Genomic DNA, 18,158 nt, shown 5'->3' with positions numbered 1-18,158 from the left:
TTGTCACCTTCCCTTTATTTCGCAAAGACCCTTAAAATATAACAGGATTTTATTGAGTTCCTGAGTTTCAATGTTAAAATCGCTCCATTCCAAGGGGTGGCTTATATCGTTTTTTAAGCCTGAGATAAGACCCTTAGAACCTGATCCGGTTTGTACCGGCGTAGGAATGGAACAAATAATACTATTCAAATCGTCTGTCACCGGATTTTTATTTTTGATTTATAGAATGAAAAAGGTAAAAATCCATGAAAAATATTATTTCTATCGCTTTATTGTTATGTGGCTTTTCAGTTATCGCTGATGATGCCAAAGAACAACTCGACACAGCTACAGTCACCGCAGATTTAAGAGGTGAAAAACTTCAAAAAGAAACTTCAACAAGTATCGCTATCCTGAATTCTGAAAGTATAGAAAATGCCGGAACTCAGCATTTTGAAGATATCATGTCACAAGTACCAAATCTTAATTGGTCTTCAGCAACCAATCGTCCCCGATATTTTCAGATTCGGGGAATTGGCGAACGCTCCCAATACGAAGGAGCTCCTAATCCGTCAGTTGGGTTTATTGTTGATGATATTGATTTTTCAGCATTGGGAGGAGTTGCGACTTTGTTTGATGTGGAACAAGTTGAAGTTCTTAGAGGTCCGCAAGGAACCCGATATGGAGCCAATGGGTTGGCAGGTTTAATTTATGTGAAAACCTTTGAACCTGATTTTGATTTTTCACACAAACTTCAAACACTGATTGGTGATGACGGAGACCGAGCATTAGGATTTCGCTCAACAGGTGGGTTGAGTGACAATGCGGCATATCGTTTTTCGTTGCACCAATATAATGCTAACGGATTTCGCACCAACGACTACCTGAATCGTGATGATACCAATCAAAGAGATGAGTTTGTCGGCAGAGGTAAGCTGTTATGGAACGCTAACGATAATCTGCAATTGAATTTCAATTTGCTCAAAGCCAAAATCGACAATGGTTTCGACAGCTTTGCCCCTGAAAATGGTTTTATCGTTCATAGTGACCTACCCGGAAAAGACTTTCAGAATTCTACAGGCTTAGCAATGAAAGCTAAATATCAATCAGATAACTTTGACTTTATAAGCATCAGTAGTTACATGAAAGCCGATATTGACTACTCCTATGATGGGGATTGGGGAAATAACGATTATTGGGGTGAATACGCTCCCTATGATTTTACCTCACAAAATTTACGTCAAAGAAAACATACATCTCAGGAGTTTCGCTTTTTATCTAATGAAAGCAGTCGAATTTTTAATGACTCAACTGACTGGCTTTTAGGATTTTATTTTCTGAATATGGATGAGGACAATCAAATCATCGAATTATACAATGGTGAAACTTATCGGAGTTTGAACAGCAAATTCAGCTCTGATTCTTATGCTCTTTTTGTACAAACTGACACTGAAATATCTTTCGATAACACTCTCACAGCTGGTTTTCGCGTTGAAAAACGCAATGCTGAATATGATGACGATAATGGCATTGATGTTTCACCAAGTGATTCTATGTGGGGCGGACAGATTTCTCTCAACCATGAAGTTTCAGAATCACTGAACTCTTATGCGACAGTATCCAGAGGTTATAAAGCCGGCGGCTTTAATTTGTCACTTTCTGTTCCAGATGAACTTCGCGAATACCAACCCGAGTATTTATGGAATCTCGAAGCTGGTCTGAAAGGATTTGTGATGGATTATCAATTGCAATGGAATCTTTCGGCATTTTATTCCAAACGCAAAGACATGCAAATCAGCACTTCGCGACAAACTGATCCGAATGATCCTTTGACTTTCGTCTATTTCACTGGTAACGCTGCCAGTGGCAGTAATTATGGAATTGAGACAGACTTTGCTTTTCAGGCAACTGACAATTTAAATATTTATGGTTCTTTAGGATTATTAAAGGCGGAATTCGATGATTTTGTCACCAGCGAAGGTAATTTCAATGGTCGGCAACAAGCCCATGCACCGTCTTATAGTTTTTCTTTAGGTGCGGAATATCAGCACTTAAATGGTTTTTTTGCCAGAATAGATGTTTCCGGTAAAGACAGTTTTTATTTTTCAGATTCTCATGACCAGCAATCAGAAGCTTTCACTACAACCAACCTAAGAGTTGGTTATCAATCTAATAGCTGGGTGCTAACATTGTGGGGCAACAATGTTTTTGATAAACGCTACGCAACTCGTGGATTTTATTTCGGACTTGAACCGCCGAACTATGAAGATAAACTCTATACACAATTGGGCTCGCCGAGACATTTGGGCGTGAGTTTTGATTATGAGTTCTAAACAATTAAAACTTGTTTTTTGATACTTAGTGCCATTTAAAAATCAGATGAAAGTCTCAAAATGTAAATATTTGTTAAAAACTTTATTGTAAATGAGAATCATTTGTGTTATCTATTATAAGACTGCTTTCCTATGAATTATATTGAAATGAGAAGTACAGACAAAACTCTTATTGAACAGTTGAAGATGAGCGAGTTCCATATAGAAAATCGTAAGGAACTTTTTATGATTACTGAAGAAGATGCTTATTTGCTGAGAAAAGCAAAGCCATTTATTGAAAGTAAGCTCAATTTTTTGGTTGATCAGTTCTATGAGATACAAACATCTATTCCGGATATCTCACTATTAATAGGTGACTTGGATACTTTAAATCGTTTGAAAGAAGCTCAAAAGTCATACATCATAGACTTGTTTTCGGGATATTATGATGTTGAATATGTAAACAACAGGCTCAGAATTGGTATTGTGCACAAGAGAATAGGCGTTGAACCAAAGCTCTATCTCGCAGCTAATCTACTACTTAAGCAACTGATAACTCAATTGATTAACCAATCAATTCCGGCTGAGATGGGTCATGAGAAAATCCTGGATGCCGTTGAGAAATTAATGCTGTTTGATATCTCACTGGTTTTTGATACTTATATCAGGAGTTTGGTTTCAGAAATTGAGATTTCCAGAAAACGTTCTGAACAATATGCAAGCTCATTGGAAGAAAAGGTTCGTGAAAGAACTAAACAACTTGAAGAACTATCAAAAACAGATGCTCTGACTGGTTTGTTAAACAGAAGGCAAATGGACGAAATTCTAACAAGAGAACTAAGAGCAGCACAACGCCGGAATGAAACTATTGTTCTTGCATACATAGATGTAAATAATTTCAAAAAAATTAATGACACAAAAGGACATCAATATGGAGATCAGGTTTTGTGTGATATAGCAATGGCTTTAAAAGAAACATGCAAACCAGATGACCTCTGTTTCCGTCACGGAGGAGATGAATTTTGTATTTTTCTTGCGAATACAGAGCTGGAGGCTGTTAAGAATTTCTGGGAAAAACGCCTTCTGCAAAACCTTGATAAAAATGACCATAGTTTTACCATAAGTATCGGTTATGCTCAGACCGATCCGGAAAAGTTTGCAACACTAGAAAAATTATTGCAACATGCCGATGAAAAAATGTATGAAATAAAGAAACGTTTCAGAGCCAATAAGAAAAATTGATTTTTTAAATTTGTGGAAACGGTTCTTTATAGTCTCAAAGAGGCATTTTTAACACAATCAATAGCAGAAATTGTTGCGGTCATAACCGCAATTCTCTATTTAATCCTAGCTGCAAAAGAAAATATTTGGTGTTGGTTTTTTGGTTTTGTCAGTACAGCCATTTATGTTTATCTCTTTTATGATGTGGCTTTGCTTTCGGAGTCAGTTCTTAATATTTATTACATGGCAATGGCTGTTTATGGTTGGTATCAATGGCAAAACATCAATCAACATCAATCCGTAAAAATACATAAATGGAAAGTTAAACGACACTTAGCGATAGTCTCGGTTACTTTGCTTTTGGTTTACCCAGTTGGCTCTTTGATGAAAATTTTAGGAGCGTCTTTTCCTTATCTGGATGCTTTGGTCGCACTTTTGGCAGTCGTCGCAACCTTTATGACAGCACGTAAAATTTTTGAAAACTGGTATTACTGGTTGTTAGTGGATAGCGTTTCCATTTATTTATTCTGGTCAAAACAAATGTATCTCACCGCATTACTTTTCGTGATTTATATTGTTTTGATATTTTTTGGTATTGTGAGTTGGAAAAAACTGTGGATAAAACAACAGCAATAAATATAAGCCAATTGATAGAAAAAATTGATGAAATTCAGCATGCCGGATTTGTCAGTTATGAGCCAATTCAATTTGGAACAATCAATCAAAACTATATCATTCATTGTTTAAGCAAAAAATTCTTTCTGAGAATTAATACTCCCGATGTTGCAGGCATCCAGCGTGAAAACGAACTAAAAATTCTCGAAAAAATTAAAAACCTCGATATTTCACCCAACATTATTTCGTCAAACACAGATTATTTACTTTCAGAATACGAACCTCAAGATTGCTGGAGTGCTGAAGATTGCCAAAGAAATCACAAAATTCTAATCAAAACAATCAGTCAATATCACGAAATCGAATTAGATGATAATTTCCCTGATTTTAAGCAAAGATTGACTCAGTATTACGACAAATCGAAGCATTTGTTGACATCTTCATTTATGTATCAATATAGAAATACAGTCAATAAACTCAATGATTTGAGCTTCTTTGATGCGATCAATCTAATCCATTATGATTTAAATCGCTATAACCTGCTTGGCAAGAAACCTTTGAAAATCATTGATTGGGAATTTGCAGGAAGAGGACATCCTATTTTCGATATTGCCATGTTTATGAATTACAACAATTTGCCGATAAATCAATCATCAGTATTGCTTCAATACTGCAAGGAGTTTCAAAACGGTGAAAAGATATTGAATTTATCAATACAACTCGCTTGGCAAATGAACTTTATGTGGGAAAAAATTCAAGAGTTGTGATAGCATGATTTGCATTACACATTTTGAATAATTCCAGAATGAATTTATTTAAGGCTATTTACTGCAATCAATATTTTGAACTGAAACCCAAAGGCAAAGAAAACTCAGCCAAGAAAAATGGTACCGTTCTTTCTGCAATTGCATTGCTACTTTACTTTTTTTCAGTTTTTTTTATTCTCTTACTGCTTTTTCCAGACTTAGGAAGAGAAATTGAAGGAGTTTTTAAAGATGTTTTTGGCAGACGAGCCGGACGAATGGCAGCTAAAATTTCTGTTGGTGTCATTATGGCGCTTTGTTTTCTTATCGTAAAATTAACGTTAGATAAAGACTCTGCTTACATCAAAACAATCACCAAATTTGAATCTATGTCTAGCGAGCAGCAAGCGAAGATTTCCAAACAAGGATTAATTTTCTTTGTAACTAGTATTGTTTTGATTATTGTTTCACTTATAATTTTTCTAACGATAAGAGGTTAGGTGTGTCCTCAATTTAATTTTAGCTCCTCCTTGTTTAAACAAGTTATGGTTCGCATTATCTAAAAAATAATTGACATGTTTTTTCTAAATCCCCGTGCCATGGCTAAAGATGGTTAGAGTTTTTAATAATTACTAATTATTAATTGTAATTATCCCTTCGCTCTTTTTTCCAAAATCTCTACAGCAGGTAGTTTTTTACCTTCCAGAAATTCCAGAAATGCTCCGCCACCGGTGGAAATGTAGGAAACTTTATCGGACATATTGTATTTGTCAATCGCAGCCAATGTATCACCGCCACCAGCAATAGAGAAACCTTCTCCATCAGCAATACCTTGTGCCAAAGTTTTTGTACCGTTTCCAAATTGGTCGATTTCAAACACCCCAACCGGTCCGTTCCAGACTACTGTTCCGGCTTGTTGGGACATTTGAGCAAATTTATTGGCTGTTTCCGGTCCGATGTCCAAAATCATGTCATCATCAGCAACTTCATCCACCATCTTAATTGTCGCTTCGGCTGTATCACTAAACTCTTTAGCTGTGACGACATCGGTTGGAACCGGTATTTCCCGACCTTCTTCTTTGGCTTTTTGCATCAATTCTCTTGCCACATCCAGCAAATCAGGTTCATACAAAGACTTACCAACAGCGTAACCGGATGCGGCAATAAAGGTGTTGGCAATCCCTCCTCCCACGATTAGCTGATCAACTTTTTTGGATAAACTTTCAAGAACAGTTAATTTGGTTGAAACTTTTGAGCCACCGACAATCGCCAGCATTGGTCTTGCCGGATTATCCAGAGATTTGGCTAAAGCATCCAGTTCTCCTGCAAGCAATGGTCCGGCTGCTGCTACCGGAGCAAATTGTGCTACACCATAAGTTGATGCTTGTTTCCTGTGAGCGGTTCCGAAAGCATCCATAACAAACACATCACAGAGTTTTGCCATTTTCTTTGAAAGTTCTTCATCATTGGCTTTCTCGCCTTTATTAAACCGAACATTTTCCAGCAAGACCAATTGTCCGGGAGCAACTTCCACACCTTTCAGCCAATTCTTGACCAATTCGACGGGTTGTCCTAACGCATCAGTCAAATAATCAGCTACAGGCTTTAAGGAAAACTGATCGTCATACTCTCCTTCTGTTGGACGACCCAAATGCGACATCACCATAACCGCTGCTCCTTGTTCAAGCGCCAGCTTAATTGTTGGCAGAGATGCTAAAATTCTTTTATCACTTGTGACCTTACCATCACTAATCGGCACATTCAAATCCTGACGAATAAGTACACGTTTGTTTTTCAAGTCTTGGTTTTGCATTTGTAGTATTGTCATGATGAAGATTTCCTGATATTTAACCTGAGTATTTTTGCTTATATCTAGTGTTTCTTCAAGCTAATATTCATAAACAACAATCAAAGGTTTTTATATTTTGGATAAGTAAAATTGATAAATGTAAGATGCTTAAATGTTGAATAGTAAGACATTTATTTGTCAAGTAAGAGCTTCCACCAAGAAATTGTTGTTTTGTTGCCGTTTTTGATACTTTGACTGTTTCTGCTTTGTTTTGTAAAATCACCTCTTAACATCAGGAGTCATAATTTCCAATGTCTTTCGACAACATCAAACAACAAAAACTGAGACAAGTTCAATACCTCGCTCAACAAAGACAAATTATACAAGCACTAGTTCTTTCAAAAGAACTCACCGAAGAGTATCCCAATTTTGATCAGGCTTGGTTTAGCAGAGCTTTTTTATTATTTCAAAACAATGATATTGAGGGTGCTGTCGCAGCCATTAGCAAAGCCAGAGAAATCAACCCGAATGACATTTCATACGCTTTTCAGGAAATAATGATGTATGAAGCATTGAATCGAACTGATATTGCATTTCCATTAGCTCAAAAACTAGCCGAGAAATCTCTCAATAACAACCGAATGTATGAAAAAATAGCTGAAATTCTGGAAACTAATGAGGATTTCGAAGCTGCTTTGAAACTCTTCCGGCATTTAAGCACCGTCGAACCGAATAAAACAGCCTGGCTCTTAAAACAAGCCAGCGTTCTACAAAATCTTGGTAATATTGATGAAGCGATCCGGTTAACAGAAAATGTTTTAAAAATAGAACCATACAACCCTGACGGACTTTATTTACAAAGCCAGTATAAAAAATACTCGAAATCAAACAACCATCTTGAAGTTTTGAATACTGCTAGTTTGAAGCGTCGCTTTTCTAAACAAGAAAAGGCGAAAATTTATTTCGCATTAGCAAAAGAATTAGAAGATTGCCAACAATATGATGAAAGCTTCGAGGCGCGTCATAAAGGTGCTGATTTATTTCGAAGCTGTTTTAATTATGACGTTCAGTCTGATATTGATTTTATGCGTCAGATTCAAGTTGAATATAGCCAAGAGTTTGTTAATCAAAAATCGAATCAAAATCTAACTGATAAGCCAATTTTCATCGTTGGACTTCCCCGCTCAGGAACGACCTTGCTGGATCGAGTGATCACCAGTCACTCCGATGTAAAAGCAGCCGGCGAATTAAAACAGTTAAATAAAAGCGTTCAACATGGTTTGCAAAACATCAAAACCAACTCTAAGGTCTCCCGTACTGATATGGTGATTGCATCCAAACAACTTGACTTCGATCAGTTGGGGCAAAATTATCTACAAACATCAGCACCAATAGCAGGGAATAAGCCAAGATTCACCGATAAGTTTCCTCAGAACAGTTATTTCGTCGGAATGATTCTAAAAGCATTGCCCAATGCCAAAATAATCATTATGCAACGCAACCCTGTCTCTGTCTGCTATGCAGTATTTAAGCAACTTTTCAGCAATGACTCCTATCCTTTTTCATACAATTTGGAAGAAATGGCAAAATACTACAATCAGCACAATCAGCTTCTTAAGCATTGGCAAAAAATTGGTGGGAATTCGGTGAAAACCGTTTGGTATGAGGACTTGGTTAATGATTTAGAAACGCAAGCCAGAGATGTATTGGAGTTCTTAAATTTATCTTGGCAGCCTCAATGTTTGGACTTTCATAAAAACAAGCAACCAACTGCAACTGCTAGTGCCAGTCAGGTCAGAGAAAAACTCTATAACAGCTCTATTGATTTATGGCGTCATTATGAAAAACACTTGCAACCACTAATCAAGCACCTTGATTTGTCAGACAATTAATTTCAGGAACATTTGACAATATATCTTCATTCGACCTTATCACAAATTTAAAATCATCTCTTCGTGTGGAATATCGTCTTCGAGATAATATTTTCCTGTGGTTCTAAATCCTAATTGATAATAAAAATTCTGAAGATAGGATTGAGCAGAGATGATGATTTCTTGTTTACCTTGTTGTTTAACGTAATCAATACACTTGTTCATGATTCGTTTTGCCAGACCCTGTTTTCGGAATTCAGGGTGCACAACCACTCTTCCAATTGAACATGTAGATTTTTCTTTTTCAATGATTCTGGCATAGGCGACTATTTGCTGTTTGTCTTTAAAATAGACATGGATTGACTGCTGATCTAATCCATCCAAATCCTGATAGGGACAATCTTGCTCGACACAAAAAACCTGCATGCGCAATGCCATGATTTCATAGAGTTCATCAAGTGATAATTGCTCGAATTTTTTAACTGATATCTTGTGCATAATCAATCCATAACAGTGAATTTTTTTCTTAAGGTAGCTGACTCATTAAGCGGACTGCCATTATATTCAACCCATGCATGAGCAGCAAATTTTGATGAGCTTTTGTTGACTCCGAACTTATGCTCAACATCAAATCCGGCAGCTTTTAAGTGTTGGAAGAGCGCAATCGAACGGGGTAAGCAGTTGCCCTTTTTCAATAATCTCGATCCCCAAAAGTAGGCTTTCACAATTGTTTCCATTGATTGTTTTTTAATCGGTTGATTGTATGTATCATTTAACAATTCATCATAAGGTTTACTTTGGAGTTGTTTGTTAATCAACACGATATGATTTCTGGCTTTTGGCAGAAGTAAAAGTGCCTGAAACTTTTCACGCCTGTTCATTGAGCAACTCCGAAAGTTGTTTAAGGCTGTTTTCCTGATGAGGATAAGTCAGTTGAAATGCCGGCAAGTCAGAGGCAACTTTGTGACAAAAGTCCATGTGATTTGCCAGTTCTTGCTGAGAGAAAAGTCGTGACGCCACAGTGTGCTTAATCAAATTCTTAGCAGCATCAAATGTTTGTAATTTGGTAAGTGATACACTCTCAGAGTTTTTATTTGCGAATAACAATACGATTCGTCCTGTTAAGTTTTCACCGTGATATTGTTCATCACTTGATAACTTTAACTGTGGAAACTGTGGAAACAATATGACTTCACCTTTTACAACTTTTAAGGGAAGGATGTCATCCGCAATTCTACGAGTATTCTTTTGTTGGTGAAAATGACGAGCAATCGTTGATTTCCCGGTACCGGACTCAGCCATAAGTACAAAAGTAGTTTCCTTGATTTTAAAAGCAGAAGAGTGAAGACAAAAAACATTGTTCATTGCCAAATTCAGACATAATGCCGGACCTAAAAGGATGGTTTTATCAATTTCTTGATTTTGTGAAGATATTGATTTCTGATTGATAAAATATGTGCTTTGATTTACCGTCAGTTGATAGCTGTTTCGGGCATAGCTGACTTGAATGTTGTAATAATTTTCACCAACTGGAGTATAGTCATCGCTATAAATAGTAGCAGATTCTATGATTTGGCGAGAAAGTTTGTTTGGTGTTTGGTTTTCAGCAAAAGAAAGAGCTTGAATTGAGTATTCAAGCTCTTGAACTTCTAAATCAGACCGATAAACACAGTCTGCAATTTTATAGTTATAGATTTTGCCTGAGTTGGCGAGATTTAAATAACGCACATAGCAACTATGCAAAAGGAAGTTCCGAGCCTCCTGCTCCACTATCACCCACACCCGGTGAACCTCCCATGGTCACATCTCTGATATCACCGAGTGAAAACAATTTAGGTGTCGTGTATTTTTGTTTCTTTGTTTGTTTCTCGTTTTTCTGATTGCTACTTTTAACGTCTTTCATATTCCTATCCTTTAACCATTCCAGATTTATTATTATCAAAACAAAATAATAAGTAAAGTAAAACAATTAACTTAATGCCTTATCAACTATTTCGAACACATCAGGTGAAAGGTTTTCAGTATTTTTAATACGCAGCAACTGCTTTTCAATGAGTTCCTGACGTATTTTGTTCAATTTTTTCCAAGTGTTAAAGACTGAAGCCATTCTCGATGCAACTTGTGGATTGAGTTTATTCAAAGCAATTACTTGATCAGCAAGGAACTCATACCCTTTCCCAGAGGTGTGATGGAAATGCAACATATTATTCGCTGCAAAGGCTCCAATAAGCGAACGCACCTTGTTGGGGTTTTCCAAGCTGAATGCCGAATGGTTCATCAGCTCCTTAACATTCTCTAATGCACCCATTGCAGGAGATGTTGCCTGAAGAATAAACCATTTGTCCATGACCAAGGCATTGTTTTGCCATTTTTCCGCAAAGTCCAATAGCATTTGGTTGTGTCCCTCAGCCTTATGATGAACATACAACGACAATGCTGCCAAAGCATCTGTCATGTTGTTTGAAGTTTCATATTGTTGTTTACACAATCTTTTTATATCAGGGTTTTCAGAAGACATCAAATAACTTAAACAAGTGTTTTTCATGCTTCTTTTGGCTATATGTTCTGACTGAACTTGATAATCTCCTTCCACAAAATTACGATTGTATACAGATAACAGTTCTACCTCCAAACTATTCGCCAATGCTTTTTTTACAAACTCCCTTGCCTGATAGAGCAACCCAACATCAATGTCATGCATTGGATTCATCAACGACTTAATGGTTGGTAATGTTAGTGCTTCAGCCAGCAATGCCGGATCGGTTTGGTCATCCATCAGGATTTTCTTCATTGATTCAATGAACTCTTCCGGGCATTTGGCATCTTTGTCATCTTTCATGGCTTTGTAAGCATTGGTGATAACTTTTTCTGAAATTATTTGAGCGGCATCCCAACGATTGAATGAGTCAGTATCAAATGACATTAACTTAGCAAGTTCTTCGTCAGAGCGTTTAAATTTAACGGTCACTGGGGCAGAAAATCCTCTGAACAATGACGCAATCGGTTTGCTTAATAAGTTTTTGAATACAAACTTTTGTTTTTTCTCTTTAAGCTCCAGAACTTTTTCCTTAGTTCCGCTTTCATCTAAAGCCAACTGATTTCCTTTATTATCAAACAAAGCGACTCTCACAGGAATATGCATCGGCTTGTATTTCTTCTTGGAAACATTTTCAGGGGATTTTTGCTTGATTGTTAGAATATATTTTCCGTACTCAGGGTCATAATTTTCCTTAATTTTGATTCTTGGAGTGCCATTTTGTGAATACCAAAGTCCAAATTGTTCCAAATCCACTTTATTGGCATCCGCCATCGCCTGACGAAAATCATCGCATGTAACCGCTTGTCCGTCATGGCGTTTGAAATACAAATCCATCCCTTTCTTGAAACCATCCCGTCCGAGCAAAGTGTTATACATTCCGACCACTTCTGCACCTTTCTCATAAACAGTCAGAGTATAAAAGTTGTTGATTTCGATAAAGGAATCCGGGCGGATCGGATGCGACATAGGCCCGGCATCTTCACTAAATTGCAAAGACCTTAAAACTCTGACATCTTCAATTCGCTTAACTGCTCTGGATTGCATGTCAGAGGTAAACTCCTGATCACGAAAAACAGTTAACCCTTCTTTTAAACTGAGTTGAAACCAGTCACGACAAGTCACTCTGTTTCCTGTCCAGTTGTGGAAGTATTCATGGCCAATGACCGCTTCAACACCAATGAAGTCGCTATCAGTTGCCGTATCCGGTTTAGCAAGAACGTATTTAGAGTTAAAAATGTTCAAACCCTTATTTTCCATTGCTCCCATATTGAAATCATTGGTGGCAACAACATTGTATTGTGATAAATCATAAGCCAGTCCAAATCTTTCCTCATCCCATTTCATTGAGCGAATCAAGGAGTCCATCGCATATTGGCACGAGTCTATGTTTTCTTTTTCAACATAAATTCGTAATGTCACATCGTCACCGTTGATGGTCGTGTATTTATCTTCGATGTATTCCAAATCACCGGCAACTGTTGCGAATAAATAACTGGGTTTTGGATGCGGATCAGACCAAACCGCATAATGTTTGCCATTCTTTAAATCACCGGAACTCACCAAATTCCCGTTTGACAACAAAACCGGATATTTTTCTTTATCAGCTACCAATGTGACATGAAACGGAGCCATAACATCAGGGCGATCGGGATAGTAAGTGATTTTTCTAAAGCCTTCGGCTTCGCATTGTGTTAAAAAAAACTGACCGGATTGATATAAACCTTCTAGTGCGGTATTTTTGCTTGGATATATTTTATTCTCGATTTGTAGCTCAAATGTATCGGGAACATTTTCAATAGTCATGGTTTCATCACTAAGGCTATATTCGTCCTCAGATAATTTACGACCATCAATCAAAACCATCAACAAGTCTATATCAACTCCATTTAACTCAAGAGTGTTGCAATTGTGCTTTGTATTGATTTCAAAATTAATTTTTGACTTCACCAATGTGAAATCAGGTTCTATCATCAAGCCCAAGTTACATGATTTCACCCAATAACTTGGTTGTTGGTAGTCTTTGCGATAAATGACAGGGTTGTTTTCTGATTTCATGGACTGTAGAAAAAATACCGATAAAAAAAGTATTATAGCCCATTATTCCGGCTGTTTTGCTTCCTTTGCTCTTTTTTTCAAAATTTTCCCCATAATAATTCCCAGCTCAAAGAGTATCCACATTGGTATCGCCATCAATGTCTGAGAAATCATATCCGGTGGTGTTAACAGCATTCCGACCACAAACACACCAACAATAACATAAGGTCTGCTGTTAGATAGTTTTTCAGGTGTTGTAACCCCCAAAAGTATCATAAGAATCACTGCAATCGGCACTTCAAAAGCAAAACCGAAAGCAAAAAACAAACGCACCACAATATCAAAATAACTGTTGATATCAGGCATGTAAGAAATACTACTAGGTAATATTTTGGGAATAAACTGGAATAAAATCGGGAAAATCACAAAATAGGCAAACAAACACCCCAAATAAAACAATGTAATCCCGGAAAACAACAAAGGACGCGCAATTCTTTTTTCATGCTTATAAAGTCCGGGTGCCACAAATGCCCAAATCTGATACAAAATATAAGGCATGGCGATAATTAAACCCAAAATGAAGACCATTTTTAAAGGCGTGAGAAAAGGTGACAAAACACCTGTCGCAATCATTGCCGATCCTTCGGGTAAATAAGCCAAAACAGGTTTTGCCATAATGGTATAAATCTGTCCGGCGAACGGCAATTGAATCATTACCAGCAACAATATCGCAACAACCGATTTAACCAACCGACTGCGAAGCTCTATCAGGTGGGAAACAAAAGTTTGTTGATCAGACATTAACTTTTCCAGTCCTTGGTTTCAGGAATTTTTTCTCCACCTTTTTGGGCTATATCCCTTAACTCTTTGGAAACCTCATCAACCGCTTCTTTGGTTTCGGAAAGAATATTGTTTTCCGCCAGTCGTTTGTTGAGTTCTTCGGTTTCCAACTCGCTTTGAACCTCTTGCTTGACATTTTCAAAAGACCTTTTAGCCTTTCCTATAAATTTTCCAAGCGTTCTGGCAACAGCAGGCAAACGCTCTGGGCCAATCACAATCAATGCAATCACCAGAACCATAAACAATTCTGAAAAACCAATATCAAACATATTATTCCCTGAATAAGGGTCGATTAATTAACAGATAGAAATATCAGGACTTTTCTGAATCTTTTGATTCCACCTTTTCTGACGTGGATTCTGTTTTTTGTTCGGTCAATTCCGGCTTGTCATCTTCATCTTTTATGCCTTTTTTAAAGCCTTTAACCGCCTCGCCTAAGTCACTTCCGACATTTTTTAACTTTTTAGTACCGAATACCAAAATCACAATAACCAGAACAATCAATAACTGATACCAGCTTATTCCACCCATTTATATTCTCCAATGATGCTTAATCTGTTTAATTTGGGCATTATATCTTTTTTTAAAGGAATGTAGAGTGGTTAATTCAATTTTATCCTTTGTTTTATTTCACTTTAAAAATAATTATAAGCTCTCAACGTAATGCAAAAACTCGCCAACAAACACATCAATTTCAACATTATCTCCAGAGCTCACTGTGGTTTTGGAAAATAAAACCAACATTGTTTTTACATCAACCAAACGTAAAATAATTTTGTATTTGTTATTATGAAACCGAACTTTTCCTTCAATAAGCCAACGAGCACTTAACTCTTTTGTAACTTGAGAGTAAAAGCTGTTTTCTTTTTGTTGAGACACTGCTATGGAAAAAAATCTGAGTGTTTCTGTTTGAAGCGAATTTCTAATCAAAGATTCTTCAATATTATCTTTAATCAGAGCCGATTGTTTTTCATATTCTAACGGCATCAAAATCAAGTGAGTGTAATCCCTGCTGTTTAACATATTGATTATCCAGACAAATAAAAAAGCAAAGAACAACATTCCTGAAAAAATAATTAAAACGGGAGCAAACCACTTTTTATGTGGAACGATTTTTTTCTTAACTTCGGTATTTTGAATGCTCCACTTATATCCTTTTTTGGGGACTGTTGTGATGAGGTGTTTATTACGTGATATTTTTGCAAGACTTTGTCGTAAATCTGAAATACAGCGAGTTAACACATCATCATTGACAATTTGATTTCTCCAAACACTATCAAATAACTCGTTTCGAGTGACCACATCTCCTTCATGTTTTACTAACATCAATAAAACTTTCATATTCACAGGGCCAAAGCGAACCTTCTTGCCTTCAAAAGATACTTCGCCGGTTTGTGGGTTGATTTGAAATTCCCCTGTGGTAATTATTTGGTCTGAAAAATTTTCCATGTTGAAATTGTAACCTTAATCCACCCTCTTTTTTCATTTGCGGAGGTTTTACAGATATTTTTCTCATGTTTTTTAATGCTTCAAAACTTAAGATAGAAAACATGAATCAAACAATTAAAGGTTTACCATGAAATCTAAAATCATCAAAACAATCAAATATCTGCTTATTTCGCTTTTGCTATTTGCATCATTTATTCTGCTTATCAATAGCCGATTATTTGATGAAGAACTCAACCCTGAAGTTATTAAACTCATGCAGGAAAAGCCTATGCCAAAACTGGAGGGCAATGCTTATTTTGGAATCATGGGGCTAACAGCTGCCGATGAGAAAGACTTTATGCAAGCGGGTTATGAAATAATAAAAACTTATGATGATAATATTAAAAGAGCAAAAGACAAAGTATCCTATGCTTTAAAAAAAGAAATTATAGATGATATTCTTGGAGTCAACAGCTCTGACATTGATAAAGGTTTGAATGAGTACTATAGATGTGATGTCGATACTTGTGATTGTCTTGAAACTATGACCCTAAATGATTTCGTAGATAGTGATCGATACCAAACCCTAATTATTCGTTTTCAAGAAATTAAGCAAATGGAGATATTTCAAGAATACGAAAATTATGGAGCGATGGGACCGTTTCCTCGCTATTCATCAATAACAAGACTAAGCAAAGTTAGTTTGACAAACACATATCAAACTAAATCTAATCGTGAATTTTTGTTATTACTCGATAGTGATTTGAATTTTTGGGAAAATTTAGCGAGCAATGGTTCTTATCTAATCGATAAAATGATTGCAATAGACTTAATTAAAAACGATATGTTTTATCTTTCAGAATTTATACGAAAAAAAAACATAGAACATGATGACGTAAATCTAATTATGAATCTTCTTGAACCTCTTTCGAAAGAAGCGATAAGTTTTGAAAAAGCATTCATGAATGAAATAAATTATTCATTAAAGTTCATAAGTGATATTAATACAGATGGTTTTAGTTTTGACACGTTGTTCTTTCAGCCAAATGCAACAAAAAACTATTATTTTAAAAACTTTTTAAATAATGTCTCCAGCAACAATCTTCCATTATCTAAATTCATTCAAAAGCACAAAGAAAAAAAACCAGGACCAATAAAAAGAAATTTCAAAATACACCAACTATATAATTACTTAGGTAAACTACTGGTTGATTATTCAACACCGGCATACACCGATTACATCGCCAAAGCTCATGATTCCAACAATATGATTCGATTAGTCAATCTCCAGTTTCAAATAAAACAAGCCGGCGGGGAAGAGTTTATTGATGAAATCCTAAACAAGCCAGAAAACTTAAACCCTTATGACAACAAACCTTTTATTTACGATGACGAACACAAAACACTTGGTTTTGAGTGTTTGTTTAATCCGACAAAAAACTTTAAATGCGAAATTAAAATTTAAACAGTTTTCAGATAGAGCTTAACAACTTCATCAGGCATGGCAAGGTGTGAGTCATTTTCCGCCGGCCATGCTTTGGAACGAAGTTGGGTTTTCATGGGTGGTGGTGTGATTGTTTTAACTTTCACATCAGAGTTTTCCAGTTCTTGTTGCAGCGTCTTAGCAAAATGATTTAACGCTGCTTTGCTGACACCATAATTTCCCCAATAGGCTTTTTCAAGGGTTTCCAGATTCTCTAATGTAAAAATAATTGTACCTTTTGACTTTTTCAGCAAAGGTATTAACGCTTGTGTTAAAAATATCGGCGAATTCAGATTAATTTGCATCTCTTTGAGCCAACGAGTCGCTTCATAGTGTTCAAACAGGGTTAAACCACTAAATTCCGCAGCGGTATGAATTAAAACATCCAGTTTCCCAAGCTGATTCCCAATCGTTTCTGCCAATTGGATAAAGTCATTTGGCGAAGTTCCGGTTAAATCCATCGGATAAACTATCGGCTCTCGACCACCTTGTTCGATGATTTTATCGCACATGATATTTAACGAACGCGGATTTTTGTCCGATATTATCACATCCGCTCCTTGTTTGCAGAGCTCTAAAGCCAGCGACGACCCCAGTCCTCCACAAGCTCCTGTAAGGAATATTGTTTTGTTTTCGAGTTTTTTCATGGGTTGAATTTTAATGTTTTGACTGACACTTTACAATAAACCTTTAACCGAATCTCCCGTCATGAAAATATTTGCAGAAACCGACAGCCTATTACTTAGAGAAATTGTTGAATCTGATGCCAAAGATTTATTTGAGCTGGACTCGAACCCTGATGTTCATCGTTATTTAGGCAACAAACCGATTAAAACCTTGGCAGAAATTGAAGAAATTATTTCTTATATTCGAAAACAATATCATGATAACGGTATTGGTCGCTGGGCAGTTGTTGACAAAAAAACCAGAGAATTTATCGGTTGGTCTGGTTTAAAGCATGAGACCAAATTGCGAAAAGATTTTCATTATTACGATTTAGGATATCGCTTAAAACCAAAGTTTTGGGGCAAAGGTATAGCAACGGAAACAGCATTTTTATCATTAAATTATGGTTTTTCAGAAATGAAGTTAAGTCACATATACGCCTGTGCTCATGTCGAAAACATTGGCTCATATAAGGTTCTAAAAAAAGTTGGGTTTCAGTTTTTGGAGGCTTTTAAATATGAAGACATGCTCCTGAATTGGTATGGGTTTGATAGCAAAAATTTCATAGCCAACTCAACGAGTTGTTGATTTAAAAAGTATTCAATGGTAGTTTCTTACTCAATTTATTGAAAAGTATT

The 18,158-nt window shown here is 36.4% G+C and carries 19 protein-coding genes and 1 riboswitch; of the genes, 8 read left to right on the top strand and 11 right to left on the bottom strand.

The annotated features are described in order from the left end of the window. The first annotated feature begins 82 nt into the window (after positions 1-82). Positions 83-184: riboswitch (TPP riboswitch) on the top strand. A gap of 61 nt (positions 185-245) precedes the next feature. The 5 genes from R3F25_06245 (at position 246) to R3F25_06225 (ending at position 5,370) form a co-directional block, all read left to right on the top strand. After that, positions 246-2,312 carry a TonB-dependent receptor gene (locus R3F25_06245; protein ID MEZ5496415.1) on the top strand — a complete coding sequence of 689 codons (2,067 nt, stop codon included), beginning with the start codon at positions 246-248 and terminating at the stop codon, positions 2,310-2,312. A gap of 147 nt (positions 2,313-2,459) precedes the next feature. Next, positions 2,460-3,533 carry a GGDEF domain-containing protein gene (locus tag R3F25_06240; GenBank protein ID MEZ5496414.1) on the top strand — a complete coding sequence of 358 codons (1,074 nt, stop codon included), beginning with the start codon at positions 2,460-2,462 and terminating at the stop codon, positions 3,531-3,533. A 12-nt stretch (positions 3,534-3,545) separates the two neighbouring features. Next, complete coding sequence (pnuC, locus tag R3F25_06235) at positions 3,546-4,148, top strand: nicotinamide riboside transporter PnuC (protein MEZ5496413.1); 603 nt, start codon at positions 3,546-3,548, stop codon at positions 4,146-4,148. Then, entirely contained in the window at positions 4,127-4,894 is a 768-nt protein-coding gene (locus R3F25_06230) for a phosphotransferase (GenBank protein MEZ5496412.1), read from the top strand. Before pnuC ends, R3F25_06230 begins: the two co-directional genes overlap by 22 nt. 38 nt (positions 4,895-4,932) lie before the next feature. Then, a complete protein-coding gene (locus R3F25_06225; GenBank protein ID MEZ5496411.1) occupies positions 4,933-5,370 on the top strand; it encodes a hypothetical protein in 438 nt (145 codons plus the stop codon). 149 nt (positions 5,371-5,519) lie between these two features. On the opposite strand, the gene R3F25_06220 is transcribed toward R3F25_06225, so the two are convergent. Continuing rightward, the gene (locus tag R3F25_06220) at positions 5,520-6,698 is read right to left on the bottom strand and encodes a phosphoglycerate kinase (GenBank protein ID MEZ5496410.1); all 1,179 of its coding nucleotides are present in this window, start codon (positions 6,696-6,698) and stop codon (positions 5,520-5,522) included. 272 nt (positions 6,699-6,970) lie between these two features. Between R3F25_06220 and R3F25_06215 the strand changes: the two genes are divergently transcribed. After that, positions 6,971-8,551, top strand: a complete 1,581-nt coding sequence (locus R3F25_06215; GenBank protein MEZ5496409.1) for a sulfotransferase — start codon at positions 6,971-6,973, stop codon at positions 8,549-8,551. A gap of 39 nt (positions 8,552-8,590) precedes the next feature. Here R3F25_06215 and R3F25_06210 read toward each other — a convergent pair whose 3' ends face one another. The 9 genes from R3F25_06210 to R3F25_06170 form a co-directional block, all read right to left on the bottom strand. Continuing rightward, the gene (locus tag R3F25_06210; GenBank protein MEZ5496408.1) at positions 8,591-9,028 is read right to left on the bottom strand and encodes a GNAT family N-acetyltransferase; all 438 of its coding nucleotides are present in this window, start codon (positions 9,026-9,028) and stop codon (positions 8,591-8,593) included. A 2-nt stretch (positions 9,029-9,030) separates the two neighbouring features. Next, the gene (locus R3F25_06205; protein MEZ5496407.1) at positions 9,031-9,411 is read right to left on the bottom strand and encodes a lasso peptide biosynthesis B2 protein; all 381 of its coding nucleotides are present in this window, start codon (positions 9,409-9,411) and stop codon (positions 9,031-9,033) included. Beyond that, positions 9,398-10,258, bottom strand: coding sequence for a hypothetical protein (locus tag R3F25_06200; protein ID MEZ5496406.1), 861 nt, complete (start codon positions 10,256-10,258; stop codon positions 9,398-9,400). Before R3F25_06200 ends, R3F25_06205 begins: the two co-directional genes overlap by 14 nt. 7 nt (positions 10,259-10,265) lie before the next feature. After that, the gene (locus R3F25_06195) at positions 10,266-10,433 is read right to left on the bottom strand and encodes a lasso RiPP family leader peptide-containing protein (protein MEZ5496405.1); all 168 of its coding nucleotides are present in this window, start codon (positions 10,431-10,433) and stop codon (positions 10,266-10,268) included. Positions 10,434-10,499: 66 nt separating this feature from the next. Continuing rightward, positions 10,500-13,124, bottom strand: coding sequence for an aminopeptidase N (gene pepN, locus R3F25_06190; protein ID MEZ5496404.1), 2,625 nt, complete (start codon positions 13,122-13,124; stop codon positions 10,500-10,502). A 42-nt stretch (positions 13,125-13,166) separates the two neighbouring features. After that, complete coding sequence (gene tatC / locus R3F25_06185) at positions 13,167-13,904, bottom strand: twin-arginine translocase subunit TatC (protein ID MEZ5496403.1); 738 nt, start codon at positions 13,902-13,904, stop codon at positions 13,167-13,169. Beyond that, positions 13,904-14,212, bottom strand: a complete 309-nt coding sequence (tatB, locus tag R3F25_06180; protein ID MEZ5496402.1) for a Sec-independent protein translocase protein TatB — start codon at positions 14,210-14,212, stop codon at positions 13,904-13,906. The genes tatC and tatB overlap by 1 nt, the downstream gene beginning before the upstream one ends. A 43-nt stretch (positions 14,213-14,255) precedes the next feature. Next, the gene (gene tatA / locus R3F25_06175) at positions 14,256-14,474 is read right to left on the bottom strand and encodes a Sec-independent protein translocase subunit TatA (GenBank protein MEZ5496401.1); all 219 of its coding nucleotides are present in this window, start codon (positions 14,472-14,474) and stop codon (positions 14,256-14,258) included. A 114-nt stretch (positions 14,475-14,588) separates the two neighbouring features. Next, a complete protein-coding gene (locus R3F25_06170; protein ID MEZ5496400.1) occupies positions 14,589-15,392 on the bottom strand; it encodes a winged helix-turn-helix domain-containing protein in 804 nt (267 codons plus the stop codon). 268 nt (positions 15,393-15,660) lie between these two features. On the opposite strand from R3F25_06170, the gene R3F25_06165 reads away from it, so the two are divergent. After that, positions 15,661-16,836, top strand: coding sequence for a hypothetical protein (locus tag R3F25_06165; protein ID MEZ5496399.1), 1,176 nt, complete (start codon positions 15,661-15,663; stop codon positions 16,834-16,836). On the opposite strand, the gene R3F25_06160 is transcribed toward R3F25_06165, so the two are convergent. After that, entirely contained in the window at positions 16,833-17,501 is a 669-nt protein-coding gene (locus tag R3F25_06160; protein MEZ5496398.1) for an SDR family NAD(P)-dependent oxidoreductase, read from the bottom strand. The two genes, R3F25_06165 and R3F25_06160, sit on opposite strands and share 4 nt — an antisense overlap. Positions 17,502-17,562: 61 nt before the next feature. Between R3F25_06160 and R3F25_06155 the strand changes: the two genes are divergently transcribed. Further along, positions 17,563-18,108, top strand: a complete 546-nt coding sequence (locus R3F25_06155) for a GNAT family N-acetyltransferase (GenBank protein MEZ5496397.1) — start codon at positions 17,563-17,565, stop codon at positions 18,106-18,108. Positions 18,109-18,158: the final 50 nt, after the last annotated feature.

It is taken from the genome of Gammaproteobacteria bacterium, from assembly GCA_041395445.1.
GTDB lineage: Bacteria > Pseudomonadota > Gammaproteobacteria > Xanthomonadales > Marinicellaceae > NORP309.
This window is presented reverse-complemented; position numbering and strand designations above follow the sequence as displayed.

Coding starts and splice junctions, on each gene's coding strand:
- R3F25_06245 (MEZ5496415.1), top strand. CDS start 246: ATGAAAAATATTATTTCTATCGCTTTATTGTTATGTGGCTTTTCAGTT.
- R3F25_06240 (MEZ5496414.1), top strand. CDS start 2,460: ATGAGAAGTACAGACAAAACTCTTATTGAACAGTTGAAGATGAGCGAG.
- R3F25_06225 (MEZ5496411.1), top strand. CDS start 4,933: ATGAATTTATTTAAGGCTATTTACTGCAATCAATATTTTGAACTGAAA.
- R3F25_06220 (MEZ5496410.1), bottom strand. CDS start 6,698: ATGACAATACTACAAATGCAAAACCAAGACTTGAAAAACAAACGTGTA.
- R3F25_06215 (MEZ5496409.1), top strand. CDS start 6,971: ATGTCTTTCGACAACATCAAACAACAAAAACTGAGACAAGTTCAATAC.
- R3F25_06210 (MEZ5496408.1), bottom strand. CDS start 9,028: ATGCACAAGATATCAGTTAAAAAATTCGAGCAATTATCACTTGATGAA.
- R3F25_06205 (MEZ5496407.1), bottom strand. CDS start 9,411: ATGAACAGGCGTGAAAAGTTTCAGGCACTTTTACTTCTGCCAAAAGCC.
- R3F25_06195 (MEZ5496405.1), bottom strand. CDS start 10,433: ATGAAAGACGTTAAAAGTAGCAATCAGAAAAACGAGAAACAAACAAAG.
- pepN (MEZ5496404.1), bottom strand. CDS start 13,124: ATGAAATCAGAAAACAACCCTGTCATTTATCGCAAAGACTACCAACAA.
- tatC (MEZ5496403.1), bottom strand. CDS start 13,904: ATGTCTGATCAACAAACTTTTGTTTCCCACCTGATAGAGCTTCGCAGT.
- tatB (MEZ5496402.1), bottom strand. CDS start 14,212: ATGTTTGATATTGGTTTTTCAGAATTGTTTATGGTTCTGGTGATTGCA.
- tatA (MEZ5496401.1), bottom strand. CDS start 14,474: ATGGGTGGAATAAGCTGGTATCAGTTATTGATTGTTCTGGTTATTGTG.
- R3F25_06170 (MEZ5496400.1), bottom strand. CDS start 15,392: ATGGAAAATTTTTCAGACCAAATAATTACCACAGGGGAATTTCAAATC.
- R3F25_06165 (MEZ5496399.1), top strand. CDS start 15,661: ATGCCAAAACTGGAGGGCAATGCTTATTTTGGAATCATGGGGCTAACA.
- R3F25_06160 (MEZ5496398.1), bottom strand. CDS start 17,501: ATGAAAAAACTCGAAAACAAAACAATATTCCTTACAGGAGCTTGTGGA.
- R3F25_06155 (MEZ5496397.1), top strand. CDS start 17,563: ATGAAAATATTTGCAGAAACCGACAGCCTATTACTTAGAGAAATTGTT.